The organism is Pseudoalteromonas sp. JSTW (genome assembly GCF_013423925.1).
In the GTDB taxonomy this organism is placed as follows: Bacteria; Pseudomonadota; Gammaproteobacteria; order Enterobacterales; family Alteromonadaceae; genus Pseudoalteromonas; species Pseudoalteromonas lipolytica.
Window position 1 is genome coordinate 1299962 of sequence record NZ_CP058972.1, and the last position, 15585, is coordinate 1315546.

The window sequence follows — 15585 nt, forward strand, 5'->3', positions numbered from 1 at the left end:
CTCTGATATTTTTAAAAATCACAGTACAGATCTTTACTTCTCACTGCGACAGACCGTTTTAATCTATTTCTAATGCTTCCTGCGACACATCATTTATGTCTAATTTGAGGCATTGTTTTTAAAAGGTGTGACGTTAACGAGTATGAGTGGAGACCTTATACCAATCCGCAAAAATACTTATACCAATCCGCAAAAATACTTAATCATTTTGAGTGATTAAACCAGTCGCTACCTGCGTTAAAAATTTCTGATTTACGACTGCATGGATGCAGGAGGTAGAGCAATGCAGGAGCAATTGCCGAGAACAACTAAATAACTAAATTTTTGCCTTGTTATCAACGCGGTTTTATTGCCTCAAAATAGACCACTTAATTAAGCGGAATGGTATTATTTGGTTAATTTGTTTTGCAATTGTTGGTTTAGTGATCACAAAGTTGAGATGTAAGAAAACCCCTGATTAAGCTAGGCAATTGTAAACAAGTGTGCTTAACTAAATTTATAATTTTCTGTTTATTAAGTAGATACGAGTGTGTGGCGAGTATTTGGGTTGGTAGTGCTGTTGGCAATGTTCCCGTGTTATGCCACGACAATTAAGCTGGCCTATACAATGAAGCATGATAACTTCAATCAACTGTTAAGTGAGCTGGCTGAGCAAACAGAATTAACGGTTGATTCTGTGTTGGTTGACCAAAAAGCGTTAAAAGTACGGCTTGTTCAAGCCAATAGTGCGACAACCACCGATGCCGTAATTTTTCCTGCTGACCATCTGGGTCTGAACAAATACGCTAATTTTAGTGTTATTCCCGAATCACTAATAGCTGAAACAACAGATAAACGCACTTTAGATACAACAAGAGTAAATGGCCAATTACTCGGCATTCCCATTATTCAAGGTAATCATCTACTGCTTTTTTATAACACTCGGTACGTAAAGAAAAAAATAAATGACTGGCAGGATATTATTAAACTAAAACCTATGCTGCCTGAACAGGTGAAACTAATCACCTGGAGTTTTATGGAAATGTATTGGTTTATTCCATTTTTAAGCGCATTTGAAGGCGACCTGATTGTTGATGACAAAGTACTGTTGAATACATCTGCAATGCAATTAGCTCTGCGATATGTATGGGATTTAAATCAGCAAGGTATCGTGGACAGAGAGTGTGATTACAGCTGTTCACATGCCGCATTTCAAAACCAACAGGCTGCATTTATTATAAACGGTGCTTGGGCCCTCAATACTTACAAAGAAGCACTGGGGGAGCAGTTGGCCGTACAACCACTACCAAAACTGAATGGTCACTTCATGCAGCCGTACTACTCAACGTTTGTTTTAGCTTTTCCGAATAATAGTTTACAGGGCCCTAATAAAGACAACTTAATTAAGTTTGCAAAGGCTGTGCAACATGCACCATTTCAGCATTTAATTTGGCAAAAACTTCACGATATCCCAGTGAACACGCAAGTTTTAACGCAGCTTTTAGAGCAAAACGATGATACGTTACTTACCTTGCTTGCTGCTTTGCAACACACCAAACCAATGCCATCATCGGCTGCGATGATAATTGCATGGGAAGTGTTAACAAAAGGCTTTTCTCGTTATGGCAGTGGTGCGCTGACTGCCGAACAAGCAGGTTTATTTATGCAGGGACTCGCAGAGCGCTCAATTGCGAATGAAGAGGTGCAATGAACAGCCCACGGTTTAGCCAAGCATTATTCGCAAGTGTATTATTGCTGGTTATTATTCCGCTTTTGGTGCTGGCAGGCTTGATGATCGGGCGTTTTTATTTAAACTCGATTGAACAAGCTAAAACAAGCTTACAATGGCAGGCAAGAAATAACGCGGCAAGCTTGGAACAACTGATCTTCAAATTAGAAAAAAATAGTCAGTTATTAAGTAGTACAAAAGCGATAGCTGAGCTTCCAGATACCGTGGTGTATTCGCAATTTGCATTGGTTCAATTACAGCAATTTGTAACAGATAACCCACAAATAATTGCATCAATTGTTTTAGATAATCAAGGCTTTATTGTTGAAGGTTACCCAATAACATCGTTAACGCTAAATTACGCACTAACAAAAAGTATTCTCGATAGTGTGCAGATCTCGAACAATCAAAATAGCATTCAAGTAATTAATAAGCCGCAGTTGAATGAATTGCTCTTTCAAACAGAAGCCAAACAAAATGCATTAATAGCAATTACTTCAACGCTGTTACACGAGCAAGACTCGTTAAGTGAACCAATCCGAAAAACGGGGTTATTAGTGTCGTTCATTCCGTTATCTGAAGCATTAAAGTGGCTTGCTGTTCACAATGAGCAGCCTACTTACCAATCAGGTAAACAAGTACAAATTACCGTGCAAGATCATGTTTTATACAGTTTAGGGGTCGTTGAAAGTACGGCGTTACTAACAGGAAGTGCGTCGATTAGTAACGTGCTGTTTAATAATGAACGAACAGCATTACACTTTAGAATTAATGAAGCTGAAACTGCATATACCAATGCGGTAAAGGAAACAGCGATAGCTGGAGGTTTGTTAATTATAGGCCTTTCAGTTGTGTCATTGTTTTTGGTTCATTGGTTAACGCAACGTTTGCATAATCCACTTAATCGTATTACTGCACTGAGTCGGGAGTTTGCATGTGGTAATTACAAAAAAATAACCGATGATTTCCATTATCAAGAGTTTAAAGATATAGCTCAGTCACTTAATAGCATGGCAGAAACAATTGATATTCAGATCACTTCTTTACAGCTAGAGAAGGTTAGGGCGGAGCATTCTGAGCAAGTTAAAAGCCAGTTTTTAGCAAATATGAGCCATGAAATTAGAACACCAATGAATGGGATTGTTGGTTTCTTACAGTTGTTGAAAAAAAGCCAATTAAATCCAGAACAAGCTGATTTTGTGAGACAAATTAATAACTGCAGCGATGTGTTACTCACAGTGATTAATGACATACTCGACTTTTCAAAAATTGAAGCAAATAAAATAGAACTCGATACGCGAGAATGTAATTTAATCGCGCTATGCCAAGATCTCATTGTGTTATTTAAACCCAGCTGCGATGCTAAGGGGATTGCTTGCCAACTTAATATTAATCAACTCAAAGCAGTCAACGTCGAGTGTGATGAAATTCGCGTTAAGCAAGTGCTCATAAACCTGCTGTCAAACGCGATTAAATTCACAAAAGAAGGGGAAATTACTCTATCAATTAATGTCATTGACAAAGATGCTCACACGACAACAGTTGAATTTACAGTGACTGATACAGGTATTGGTATAGCAGAAGATAAATTAACCGCTTTGTTTAACCCCTTTGTACAAGCGCAAAGTAATATCATGCGTGAATATGGCGGCACAGGTTTAGGGCTTGCCATAAGTAAAGGCTTAGTGGATTTAATGGGCGGCGAAATTACGCTTAAAAGTGAGCTTGGTGAAGGCACTACATTTACTATTATGGTGAGTTTTAAAACCCACTCACACGTGCTTAGCAAAGCAAAAACAAGTCAACTCGACACAGCGATAACGGTCGACTTTTCAAGCATAAAAACACCGTTGTTAGTCGCAGAAGATAACCCAATTAACCAAATTGTTATTACGAAATACTTATCGCAATTAGGTTTGAGCTATGAACTTGCTGAAAATGGCCAAATAGCCTGTGATAAGGCATCAATGAATAACTACGCGTTAATTTTAATGGATATTCAAATGCCTGTGATGGATGGTTTAACGGCCAGTAAAACACTGCTGAAGCAAGAAGGGTTTAATACACCCATTATCGCAGTGAGTGCGAATGCAATGAGAGAAGATATCGAAAAAAGTATGGAAATAGGTATACACGATCACATTGCGAAGCCAATCGATTTCACAGAGCTTGAACGGGCGCTTGCAAAGTGGCTATTTCAGTCAATTTAATGACTGAAATAGCCAAAACAATTAAAATTGACTGTAGTCTTTTTTCTGAATTAGCTCAATTGCATAACCATCAGGGTCTTTAACAAAAGCGATTTCAGTGGTGCCGCCCTTTACTGGGCCTGGCTCACGGCTTACATTACCGCCTGCGGCTTTAATATCTTCGCAGGCTTTATAAATGTCATCAAACTCAATTGCAATGTGGCCATACGCATTGCCTAAGTCGTAGCTGTCAGTATCCCAGTTATAGGTGAGCTCGAGTACGGTAGCGTCTTTTTCTTCACCGTAACCAACAAAAGCAAGTGTGTAACGGTATTCTTCATTATCTGCACGACGCAGTTCTTTCATGCCTAATACTTGCGTGTAAAATTCGATAGATTTGTCTAAATCAGCAACGCGAAGCATTGTGTGTAATAAACGCATTTAAATCCTCTTTAAAATTCACAAATTTTTGATAACGCAGCTACTGCTGCGCTGTTAAAATATCAATAATTCGATTATAAATTATTTCTGCTAGCATCACAGTATCATCGCCATTAGTATTTATAAACTGCACAACGACTGTATCGATATCTTTATAATAACGAGCAATGCTTGAATACCCTAATACCCAACCTGTGTGTTCATACTTATAAAGTGATGCATACAAAATTTGCTCTTGTTGGTTGAAAAAAGTGCCTTTGTTTAAAGCAAGAATAAAGTCGCCTACATCTTGTGCTGTCGCCACATAGCCTTGATCGAGTGCTTTAAAATCATTCTCATAACCCACGTAATAACCACTCATCAAATCTACTAAATTGATTTCATGTACTGATGAAAACGTATGCGTTAGGCCCAATGGCGTTAAAATTTCATCTTTAATAAATTGGTTATGATCATAACCCAGCACAGTAGACATTATTTTTCGCAGTAGCAGGTAATTTGTGTTGGAATAACCATAATCTGTATCTGGATCAAAGTCAGCAGGGGTGTCTAGCACCAAAGCTAGCGGATCGGGGTAGGCGATTGACCAATCAAAGTTATTAGTATCTGTGTAATTGGGAATGCCACTTCTGTGCTGTACCATCATTCGTAAGGTGATTTTATCTGCGTTTTGAATGCGTCCAACTAACGATGGAAGATAATCAGCCAGTGTTTTATCGATATCAATCAGCCCTGCAGACACAAGCTTTGTTAAAGCTGATGCGTCATACAGCTTACGGATACTCCCAATTTTAAACAACGCAGTCGCATAAGCGGGGATTTTTTGCTCTCGATTATGCCAACCTTGTGCAAAATATTCAGGTTGGTTTCCTTGTTTATGAACATACACAATAATGCCATCAACTCCTTGTTCAATAGCCTCTTGTGTTTGTGCTTGAATGTTGGCGGGAAGTGGCTGAAAGTAATATATGGCAAACTGCCAGGGGGCAAAAATGTATATGCTAGTGAGAGTAACAATAAGAGCTGCAACGCGCATAAGTCTGAGCGCTTTTTTGTTCTTCAATTGTATCATTGCATTCTCGCTTCGTTTATTTTGTAGTGTGTGGGGCTGTTTTTAATCTACTATTGAGCAATACTGTGTGGCATTGCTGAATAGTGATAAGGTACTTGACGGTATTAATAGCCTTTTTTACTTTTTCACCTTACCTTTAAGAACATAGATCTCGCCATCAAAACTCCCTTGAATTGTCAGTCCTTGTCCTGCTAATTCTTTTAGATATTCTATATGCTCATCAGTGATATGCTGGCCTGGCACTAAAAGTGGAATACCAGGCGGGTAAGGAGTCACTAATCCGGCACAAATGCGGTTGTTACTCTTACTAATAGGCACAGACTCGCGTTCGCCGTAAAACGCATCGCTTGGAATACATGCTAAGTCTATGGCTGGTAAGTTCTCTGGTAAGCGTGTACGTCTCATCGATGTAGCCAGTTTTACTTTTCCGCTGTCTAGTTTCTTTAATGCATTGTAAAGACGAATGATCTTAGAACGCGTTCCGCCAAGTGTCAGTAAAACCAATATTGTACTGTGCGTGTATTTTTCTATTTCTAGGCCAATTTCATCCAATAGGAATTTATGAATATCCTTTAATGAATAAGGCAATTCGCTAATATCAATAAGAATTTTTAGTGGATCGTGACCCATGTTATCGCCACTAAAATGCGGGAAAATTTCCATAAAATCTTCTTTTCCAAGCACTTTTATATACTTGAGTGACGCCATCTGTTGCTTGAACTCTGCGACATGATTCAACAAGGCATTCAGTAGCTTATAGCCTTCCATCTCTAGTTGTTTTTGGCACACATCAAGCGAGGCAATAAGTTGATACTTAGGTGATGTACTGGCGTAAATACTGTAGATCTCGCGGAAGAAATCGGCGTCGAAATCAGGATCGTTTACGTGAATATAAGACGCCTGAGAAAATGCCGACACGACTTTATGTGCAGAGTGGGTTACATAGTCAGCGCCTGCATGAATGGCAGAGTAGTAGCGTAAACTTGGATGAAAAAGCGAGTACGCAAACCACGCTTCGTCGATAAACACTTTAATCCCATGTTGATGGGCAAACTCAACCACTTGTTTCAAGTCACTAAGAAGGCCATCGTAGGTACAACCGGTGAGAACAAGCAGTTTTGCGTCAGTATTCTGTTCAATCGCTTGCTTAATATCTGCTAATGAGGGGGGCGCGAAGATGCCATATTTAGGGTTTAAAATACTCGACAAATAAATGGGTAAACTAGCTGATTGCAAAATGCCATAATGTACTGATTTATGACAATTGCGATCGATGATCACTTTATCGCCTTTACGCAGCAACGTTTGCAAAATAATTTTATTCGAGGTGGATGAACCGTTGGTGACAAAATAAGTATGCTTAACTTCAAATGTCGCAGCAGCTGACTCTTGTGAGCGGCCAATGGTATTGGTGCTGTCTGACAATGAACCAAGCGAATCAACAGAAACCGACAGGTCGCCAACAAATACATTACGGCCATAAAACTGATAAAAATCTTTGATGTAGGGAGAATTTCTAAAGCTAGAACCACCACTGTGCCCGGGTGTGTGCCATGAATCATTCGCTTCGCCGACATAACGACGGTAGGCTGTCCAAAATGGGGTTTCTGATCTGTCATCAAAGTCGTTGATCATATAACCTAAGATTGCTTCGGGGTCCGAAATTACTTCATCTTTAAAGAAGAAAGATTCAATTTCTTCTGACTCGTTAACGATCTCTAACCCTTTAGTATCGTCGCCAATAACATACACTGGCAGCTCAAGACGGATCCCTTTTAACTGCTCTATAAAGCGACTATAGGTTCGTTCGCTATTGTTCAGTACATCCCAACTGAGTACCACAGCTTGAATATCACCATCTTCTTCTACACATGTTAATGCCTGCTTGAGCTCATTACATTCAATAATATCGATATCAACATCACTCCGCTCAAAATTAGGGATTGTTCGTGCAAGATTCGTTGACAGCTCTTGCAAAGTGGCAGGGTCTTGCTCAATTAACAAGATACGAAGTAAAGGTAACATAGCAATTCTCATAAAAATTTTCACAATACTCAACAGCATAACGAAAGGATGGTGGCTTGTGAAATTAATACTTTGATTATTGTGCTATTAGTTTCGAGTCTTTTGAGATGACAGTTTGTGCATTTTTAATGTTTTTAATTCGAGTACAAGTTGGAATCACTCACAATCATTCGATACTAGTAATACCTTAGCAAGGAGACTGTTTTATGTATTAGCAAACAGAATAGTGAGTTTGAACACATATATTTTATTTTCTGGCGAGATTGCTGTAATTATATACAACTAAACGCAGGCAACTTATATCGCCGCACTTGAGTTAGGAAGGCAGAAAAATATATTTTCCTTAGAGGGGGAGGCTTAATTATACCTAATTCGAAAATTAAGCTTATTAAGAATAGGGAGCAGAAAATGAAGTGGATGTATTATTTGATTTGTGTACTTTTCGTTGGAAATATTGCATCAAATCGTATTTGAGAAGGGGACGGGACCAAAAGGTGTGGTTTTTCATCCTGATGATCGTACTTTGTTTTTGTTTGCTTATGAAAAAAATAAGGTGCTTGTTATTGATATAGTCTCTGGCAAAACGTTATTTGAACTGCCCACAGGAAATGGACCCGATGGCATAGGGTATTCACCACAGAGGCGACCCTGAGTGAGCAACACGATAATGCAACTTTTTACATCATTGCCAAGTGTAAACAGAGGGGACTTACACGCTTCTAAGTTTGACTCGTGGGAGGATGACTGCCTAATTGAAAAATGCTCAGCGATAAAGAACGAGTGACAAAAGCACTCCCACTCGATAAAGATAAAAATAAAAGTAAACAACCAAGAGAGTAAAGAATGGCGTATTTTAAAAATTTCAAAACAGTGGTCATATTTACATTAAGCGCGTTGAGTATAAACGTGGCATATGCAGAGGAAGTATCAGCTTCAAACAACAGTAAGAAACTGATACCAGAAGCCACTCAATTTGTTACACAGCACAAAGGCACCTTTAATGGCAAAAAACTGAAATACAAAGTTGTAGCCGGTGAAACTTATTTATTGAACAAAGACGAAGGACCTACCGCCTCTGTCTTTTCATTTGATTACATTGTCGCAGACGACAAAGAAAACAGGCCGGTTACGTTTATATGGAATGGTGGCCCTGGTTCGTCTTCTAATTGGTTACACATGGGCGCTTACGGGCCTAAACGCGTTGTTGTGCCAAGTGACGCAGCGCATCCAGGGGCTGCTCCTTATGAATTAAAAGAAGCGCCAGAAACGATTCTCGATGTGACTGATATGGTGTTTGTTGATCCCGTTGGCACAGGGTACTCTCGCGCATTAGGTGAAACTGAAAGCAAAGCCTTTTGGGGGTTGAATGAAGACACATCCGCCATTGCTGATTTTATCGCGCAGTGGCTGACGAAAGAAAATCGCTGGAATGCGCCAATATTTTTATTAGGAGAAAGCTATGGTACGACTAGAGCGGCAGCTGTTTCTAAAGTGCTCATGGACAAACACCTTATTAATGTAAATGGCATCATTTTTGTGTCCCAAGCTTTGGATTACCAAGGCTCAAGCCCTTATGTAGACGACAACATTATATCTTACATTACTTACATACCAACATTAGCTGCGACAGCTTGGTACCATAAAAAAGTTGATACATCAGGAAGTTTTGAAGCGTTTATTGATGCGAGTCGACAATTTGCCGTTGATGAATTGCTGCCCGCATTATTTAAAGGTAATACCCTTAGCACAGCTGAAAGAGCGCGAATTGTTGAGGGATTACAACGTTATACAGGCCTTAGCAAACAATACATAGAGCGAACTGATTTGCGCATCAACGCGTTTAGATTTGCTAAAGAGTTGTTGCGTGACGAGGGCGTCGCCGTTGGGTTGCTCGATGGACGTTATAAGCTTGATGAAAGAGACGACCTATCCGCTGATCCTACGCAAGATGCGTCGAAAGCCATAGCACCGGCCTACAAAGCAGCACTCATGAAATATATGTACACGGATTTAAACGTACAGTGGAAAAGAAAATACTTAAATCCCTCTGACCCTGAATTATCTGATAATTGGCGCTGGCGTACGGCTCCTGATGGACAAAGCTGGGAGCCAAAATACGTGAATACTGCGCCAGATTTATCGTATGCCCTTCGCAGTAATCCACAGATGAAAGTTATGGTTGCCTCTGGATATTACGATATGGTCACACCATTTTTTGATGCTGAATACACCTTAAGCAGACACGGTATAAACGCTGATAAAATTGATTACTACTATTATCACGGTGGTCACATGATGTATATTCACGAACCAGCAAGAGTGTCGCTTTTAAAAGATACGCGAGACTTTATTAAAAAACAGTTGAGCCAAAACCCTTAATAATAGGCCTAGCTAATTGTGTCAAAGCCTGTGTTTGGCACAATTAGCGAATGAACTCAGGATGGAAAATAGCAGTGGTGAGTTTGCAATACCGATAGATTCTCACAATTTAGCGATTATACTGACACATTAGCGACATTATCCGCGCATTCAGCGCGACCACTTTTTAAATTAGCAAAGCAAACTTTATTAGTCTGTTTTTTCTTTAAACTCACACAAGTCTTCGATAATACAGCTGCCGCATTTAGGTTTACGTGCAGTACACACGTAGCGCCCATGAAGTATTAACCAGTGGTGTACATCGACTTTAAATTCTTTAGGTACGACTTTTTCTAGTTTTTGCTCAACTGCAACGACGTCTTTACCCATGGCAAACTTAGTGCGGTTAGAAACACGGAAAATATGCGTGTCTACGGCAATGGTAGGCCAGCCAAAAGCGGTATTTAAAACAACGTTAGCCGTTTTTCTACCCACGCCCGGTAGGGCTTCAAGGGCTTCGCGGTTTTCTGGTACTTCAGCGTTGTGTTTATTGACCAGAATTTCACACATTTTATAGACATTATTGGCTTTAGAATTAAACAAACCAATTGTTTTTATGTAATCACGCAGGCCTTCAAGACCTAAATCAAGAATAGCTTGGGGCGTGTTTGCGACAGGAAAAAGCTTACGGGTCGCTTTATTTACACCAACATCCGTTGCTTGAGCTGATAGGGTAACCGCAACCAACAACTCGAAAGGGCTTGAGTATTCAAGCTCAGTTTCTGGGTGAGGGTTTTCTGCGCGGAGGCGAGACAGGATCTCGTAGCGTTTTTCTTTATTCATGGTGAGTGTTAAGCACGCAGTGACGGTGCGTGCTCTCCTTTAAGTTAAACTCGTTACTCGGGCTCGAGGGCCTTTTTCTACTTCTGGAGTAACAACTTGCTTAGATTTTATTTGTGTATCAATCACATTCTTTGCCGCAATCAATAATCCAAGTCCTAAAAAAGCGCCAGGAGGTAAAATTGCTAATAAGAACTGATTGTCAAAGCTAAAGACTTCAATGCGCAGTACTTCTGCCCATGGTCCAAGTAATAAGTCGGCACCATCAAACAGCGTGCCTTGGCCTATTAATTCTCGAATAGCGCCAAGCACAACAAGCACCAACATAAAGCCAAGTCCCATCATTAAGCCATCGAATGCAGAAAGAGGCACGGTATTTTTAGAGGCAAATGCCTCTGCTCGGCCAATAATTGCGCAGTTGGTTACAATCAGTGGAATAAAAATACCTAATGATTGATACAGACCAAATGTGTAGGCGTTCATAAGCAGCTGAACGATGGTAACAAACCCTGCAATGATCATCACGAAAACGGGAATACGTATATCTTTCGGCACCCAGTTACGCACAATAGAGACAGTGATGTTTGAACCAACCAATACCAGTAAGGTTGCTAAACCAAGGCCTAACGCATTTGTAATGGTTGATGTTACGGCCAGCAGAGGACACAAGCCCAGTAATTGCACAAGGGCGGGGTTGTTTGCCCACATACCCTCTTTAAATAAGGTTTTGATTTCGCTCATTACTGTGCTCCTTGGCATGAATTTGGCGCAGCAAATAGGTTATCAAACTCAGCTTTTGCGAACAGCACCGCATTTTTGACTGAGCCAACGACCGCTCGAGGGGTAATTGTTGCCCCAGTAAACTGATCAAACTGACCGCCATCTTTTTTAACGGCCCAACGTGTGTCATCGTCACCTAGCACATTTTGGCCTTTAAAGAGGGTGATCCAATCCGATTTTTTTATTTCGACTTTATCGCCGAGACCGGGCGTTTCTTCGTGCTTTGTGACACGCACGCCAGCAATGTCGCCATTAGCAAATACGGCTGTTAGTAAGTTGATATCGCCGCTGTAGCCACTAGGTGTGACATGGCGCATCACTAAAGCATAGGGTTCGTTATTTTTGTAAGCACGGTAAATAACCTGATCAGGACGAGGTCCTAAACGTTCATCTGTAATGATCACACAATCTTTATATAGTTGATTGTCATAGTGATGGGCATCAAGCACTTGCTGTAATTGCTCTGCAAGTTGCTTTTTTTCTTGCTCGCTTATACGCTCAGCCGTCAGGCTATGTGTCAGTGCAACAGCCCCCGTGGTAAGCAGTGCAAAAACAGTAAGGATGCCACCATTTTTAGTCATTGAGGAAAGGATCATTATTTCACTCCATGGCCGTAAGTACGTGGTTGTGTATAGTAATCAATTAACGGCACAGCCATATTTAATAACAAAACACTAAATGCCACCGCATCTGGATAACCACCAAAGGTACGAATTAAGTAAATAAGTAAACCAATTAAGGCTCCGTAAATTAAGCGGCCCTTATTGGTGGTTGATGCCGAAACAGGATCAGTCGCGATAAAAAATGCACCTAACATGGTTGCACCACTGAATAGATGAAATACCACGCCTGGCTCTGTGCCTGGCGCTGCAATATAACCAATACCACTGCACAGTATGAGAGATGCTAAAAAGCCGACAGGAATATGCCAGTTTATTATCTTTGCTTTTAATAAGTATAAACCACCTAATAAGAAACCAAAGTTTACCCAGCCCCAGCCAAGTCCAAACCAATCATTAAACAGTGGTTTGCTCATACTTTCTGACACTGTTAGGTGGTGAGCCACATCGGTTTTAACCGTATCTAAAGGGGTTGCCATTGTTGTGCCATCAATTGCAACACGCAGCTGATCAACACTAAATCCAGCAGAGGTAAAGCCGTTAAAAATAACGGATAGTTGTTGTGTAAAGCTAATTGGATTTGCGAGCAGTTCGTTTACTGGCAGCCAGCTTGTCATTTGCACAGGGAATGACACAAGCAATAATACATATGCCGCCATTGCAGGGTTAAACAAGTTAAAACCAAGCCCGCCATAAAGTTGTTTAACAATGACAATAGCAAATAGGCAACCAATTACGATAATCCACCATGGGGCAAGAGGTGGGATACTAAGCGCCAATAGCACAGCTGTAAGCCAAGCACTACCATCACTTAATGTTGGCCATACTTTGCGTTTACGAAGTAACAGAACAGCCGCTTCACAGGCACTGACAGTCAGTAATGCGAGCACAAGCTGAATTAATACCGCAGTGCCAAAAAAGTAAACTTGGGCTATTAAACCTGGAATACACGCAGCAATCACGGTGATCATTAAACGGCTTAATGATTTGGTACTATGATTATGCGGCGAACTGGCCATGGTTAGTTTCATGACTTATCGGTTCCTTCTTGTTGTAACTTTTTAGCTTTAGCGCGAGCAATTGCACGTGCAATCGCCGCTTTCTTTTTGTCTTCGCTTGATTCAGGCGTGTTATCTATTTGCTGTGCTTCAGATTCATCTGTACTTGAATCATCAGAGTGAGCGTCAGTACCGTGGGTGTCTGCGCTTTCGCTTTCGTTTTTTGCTTGTTGCTCAGCGTGCTCTTTCGCTGCTTTTTTCGCTTTTGCACGGGCAACTGCCGCTGCTACGGCCGCTTTTTTATCGTCAACGGCTGCAGGTTCTGCATCGGTTGCGCTCTCAGTTTCGGCTTGCTCTTTCGCTGATTTTTTTGCTTTTTCACGGGCAATCGCCGCGGCTACGGCCGCTTTTTTATCGTCAACGGCTGCAGGCTCTGCATCGGTTGCGTTCTCAGCTTCTGTGGCTTGCGCTGCTTTTTTCGCTTTAGCACGGGCAATCGCCGCTGCAACAGCCGCTTTTTTATCGTCAACGGCTGCAGACTCTGCATCGGTTGCGTTATCAGCTTCAGTGGCTTGCGCTGCTTTTTTCGCTTTAGCACGGGCAATCGCCGCCGCTACGGCCGCTTTTTTATCGTCAACGGCTGCAGGCTCTGCATCGGTTGCGTTATCAGCTTCAGTGGCTTGCGCTGCTTTTTTCGCTTTAGCACGGGCAATCGCCGCAGCTACGGCCGCTTTTTTATCGTCAACGGCTGCAGGCTCTGCATCGGTTGCGTTATCAGCTTCAGTGGCTTGTGCTGCTTTTTTCGCTTTAGCACGGGCAATAGCCGCTGCAACAGCTGACTTCTTATCGTCTTTATCGACGGTTTCTTCACTTTGCTCTAGCGCTTTTTGCTCTTTGTACTTACGCGCTTGCTCTTTACGTGCAGCACGCTCTTTAGCTACTTCAGAATTATCAGGTTCCAGTTCTGCGCCTTGTTTTTTCGCTTTGGCACGGGCAATAGCGGCTGCAACAGCTGATTTACTGTCTTTATCGTCAGATTTTGGTTTAACACGGGCGAGGGCATCAGCCACTTTTTGTTTTTCATCGCTCGACTTCGTCGCGGGCTTGCGTTTATGACGGTTTTGTCGCTCTTCTTGCTCGCGCTCTAAACGCTCTTTGCGTGCTTCAAAGCGCTCTCTGGCGCGCTCAGCTTTTATTTGTTCTGCTTGTTGCTCTTTGATTTCGGCTTTAGCAACTCGGTAGTATTGCACAAGTGGAATTTCACTCGGGCAGACATAGGCGCAGGCTCCACATTCGATGCAATCGAATAGGTTATGCTCATTTAACTTGTCGTATTCTTTTGACTTAGCAAACCACTGCAGCTGTTGGGGTAATAGCGAAGCAGGGCAGGCATCAGCACAGGCACTACAACGAATACAGGCTTTTTCGTCTCCTGGTTCAGCCAGCTCTTGATGATCAGGGGCTAAAATACAGTTTGTGGTTTTTACAATGCCGATTCTTACCGTTGGTAAGGTAAAGCCCATCATAGGGCCGCCCATGACAACTCGTTGTTGTGGCACCGGTGAAAAGCCTTGGCAATCTAGTAAGTGTTTTATTTCAGTGCCAAGTAACGCCCATACATTTCCTTGTTTATGGATTGTATTGCCAGTCACTGTGACCACGCGTTCAATTAATGGCTTGCCTTCATAAACCGCTTGGTTAATTGCAAACAGGGTGCCTACATTGTGCACTAACATACCAATGTCAGCAGGAATATTGCCGCTAGGTACTTCTTTGCCTGTTAGCAATTTTATCAATTGTTTTTCACCGCCAGAAGGATAAACAGTAGGGACAGTTTGAACAATGATAGACTCATTATGTTTTGCTGCTTGTTGCATTGCTGCAATAGCTTCTGGCTTATTATCTTCAATACCTATGATTGTCAGTGTTGGGTTGAGCAAGTGCTGCATTAACTCAATACCGGCGATAATTCCGTGTGCATGTTCACGCATTAACATGTCGTCTGCAGTGATGTATGGCTCACACTCAACGGCATTTACAATTAAAAATTCAATGCTTTTTCGCGTATCTGCTTTTACATAAGTGGGAAAACCAGCTCCCCCCATCCCTGCAATACCTGATTGATGAATAATATCGACTAGCTCATCATGTGAGAGTGCTTTAGGGTCATCAACAGGGTTTAGTTCACACCATGTATCTTTGCCATCTGGTTCAATAATGACGCTGAGCTCAGGCAACGCTGATGGGTGTGCAGATGGCATCGGGCAGATATCTGTGATCACACCAGAAGTAGGCGCATGTACAGGCACTGACCAGTTACCGCTAGGTTTCGTTAACGCTTGACCTTTAAGAACTGATTGGCCTTTTACTACGATTAATTTGCCGTTGGCACCAATATGTTGTTTTAGTGACACAACTAATTTATCTGGCAGCTCTAGTCGCTCAATTGCACGTGATGTTGATTGTTGCTTTTGTCCAGGTGGATGAATCCCCCCAGCGAATGGCCAGACTTTACCTTGTTTGATTTGTTCTATTAACGTTTCCATCTGCGCTC

11 protein-coding genes are annotated in these 15585 nt (G+C 41.6%); 3 read left to right on the top strand and 8 right to left on the bottom strand.

Annotated elements, in window-relative coordinates:
- The first annotated feature begins 607 nt into the window (after positions 1 to 607).
- Positions 608 to 1690, top strand: a complete 1083-nt coding sequence (locus GZH31_RS06060) for an extracellular solute-binding protein (RefSeq protein WP_036969526.1) — start codon at positions 608 to 610, stop codon at positions 1688 to 1690.
- Positions 1687 to 3918, top strand: coding sequence for an ATP-binding protein (locus GZH31_RS06065; protein WP_118844166.1), 2232 nt, complete (start codon positions 1687 to 1689; stop codon positions 3916 to 3918). The genes GZH31_RS06060 and GZH31_RS06065 overlap by 4 nt, the downstream gene beginning before the upstream one ends.
- A 21-nt stretch (positions 3919 to 3939) precedes the next feature.
- Here the strand turns inward: GZH31_RS06065 and gloA are convergent, their stop codons facing one another.
- The 3 genes from gloA to GZH31_RS06080 form a co-directional block, all read right to left on the bottom strand.
- A complete protein-coding gene (gene gloA, locus GZH31_RS06070; RefSeq protein ID WP_036969520.1) occupies positions 3940 to 4338 on the bottom strand; it encodes a lactoylglutathione lyase in 399 nt (132 codons plus the stop codon).
- Between the two features lie 40 nt (positions 4339 to 4378).
- The gene (locus GZH31_RS06075; RefSeq protein WP_036969516.1) at positions 4379 to 5410 is read right to left on the bottom strand and encodes a serine hydrolase; all 1032 of its coding nucleotides are present in this window, start codon (positions 5408 to 5410) and stop codon (positions 4379 to 4381) included.
- Positions 5411 to 5527: 117 nt separating this feature from the next.
- Entirely contained in the window at positions 5528 to 7435 is a 1908-nt protein-coding gene (locus tag GZH31_RS06080) for an aminotransferase class I/II-fold pyridoxal phosphate-dependent enzyme (RefSeq protein ID WP_065978844.1), read from the bottom strand.
- Positions 7436 to 8341: 906 nt separating this feature from the next.
- On the opposite strand from GZH31_RS06080, the gene GZH31_RS06085 reads away from it, so the two are divergent.
- Entirely contained in the window at positions 8342 to 9814 is a 1473-nt protein-coding gene (locus GZH31_RS06085; RefSeq protein WP_257473682.1) for a S10 family peptidase, read from the top strand.
- A 189-nt stretch (positions 9815 to 10003) separates the two neighbouring features.
- Here GZH31_RS06085 and nth read toward each other — a convergent pair whose 3' ends face one another.
- The 5 genes from nth to rsxC are packed head-to-tail and all read right to left on the bottom strand — an operon-like array spanning position 10004 to position 15577.
- Positions 10004 to 10636: an endonuclease III gene (gene nth / locus GZH31_RS06090; protein WP_065978838.1), complete on the bottom strand. Its 633-nt coding sequence runs from the start codon at positions 10634 to 10636 to the stop codon at positions 10004 to 10006.
- A gap of 39 nt (positions 10637 to 10675) precedes the next feature.
- Positions 10676 to 11374, bottom strand: coding sequence for an electron transport complex subunit E (locus tag GZH31_RS06095; RefSeq protein ID WP_036969507.1), 699 nt, complete (start codon positions 11372 to 11374; stop codon positions 10676 to 10678).
- Entirely contained in the window at positions 11374 to 12009 is a 636-nt protein-coding gene (gene rsxG / locus GZH31_RS06100; protein WP_036969504.1) for an electron transport complex subunit RsxG, read from the bottom strand. The genes GZH31_RS06095 and rsxG overlap by 1 nt, the downstream gene beginning before the upstream one ends.
- Positions 12009 to 13064 (bottom strand): electron transport complex subunit RsxD, encoded by a 1056-nt coding sequence (gene rsxD / locus GZH31_RS06105; RefSeq protein ID WP_118844169.1) that lies wholly within the window; start codon positions 13062 to 13064, stop codon positions 12009 to 12011. Before rsxD ends, rsxG begins: the two co-directional genes overlap by 1 nt.
- A complete protein-coding gene (gene rsxC, locus GZH31_RS06110; protein ID WP_118844170.1) occupies positions 13061 to 15577 on the bottom strand; it encodes an electron transport complex subunit RsxC in 2517 nt (838 codons plus the stop codon). Before rsxC ends, rsxD begins: the two co-directional genes overlap by 4 nt.
- Between the last annotated feature and the right edge of the window lie 8 nt (positions 15578 to 15585).

Bases quoted from the DNA above. Each gene is read 5' to 3' on its own strand.
- GZH31_RS06060 (WP_036969526.1), top strand. From the start codon at position 608: ATGAAGCATGATAACTTCAATCAACTGTTAAGTGAGCTGGCTGAGCAA.
- GZH31_RS06065 (WP_118844166.1), top strand. From the start codon at position 1,687: ATGAACAGCCCACGGTTTAGCCAAGCATTATTCGCAAGTGTATTATTG.
- gloA (WP_036969520.1), bottom strand. From the start codon at position 4,338: ATGCGTTTATTACACACAATGCTTCGCGTTGCTGATTTAGACAAATCT.
- GZH31_RS06075 (WP_036969516.1), bottom strand. From the start codon at position 5,410: ATGATACAATTGAAGAACAAAAAAGCGCTCAGACTTATGCGCGTTGCA.
- GZH31_RS06080 (WP_065978844.1), bottom strand. From the start codon at position 7,435: ATGTTACCTTTACTTCGTATCTTGTTAATTGAGCAAGACCCTGCCACT.
- nth (WP_065978838.1), bottom strand. From the start codon at position 10,636: ATGAATAAAGAAAAACGCTACGAGATCCTGTCTCGCCTCCGCGCAGAA.
- GZH31_RS06095 (WP_036969507.1), bottom strand. From the start codon at position 11,374: ATGAGCGAAATCAAAACCTTATTTAAAGAGGGTATGTGGGCAAACAAC.
- rsxG (WP_036969504.1), bottom strand. From the start codon at position 12,009: ATGATCCTTTCCTCAATGACTAAAAATGGTGGCATCCTTACTGTTTTT.
- rsxD (WP_118844169.1), bottom strand. From the start codon at position 13,064: ATGAAACTAACCATGGCCAGTTCGCCGCATAATCATAGTACCAAATCA.
- rsxC (WP_118844170.1), bottom strand. From the start codon at position 15,577: ATGGAAACGTTAATAGAACAAATCAAACAAGGTAAAGTCTGGCCATTC.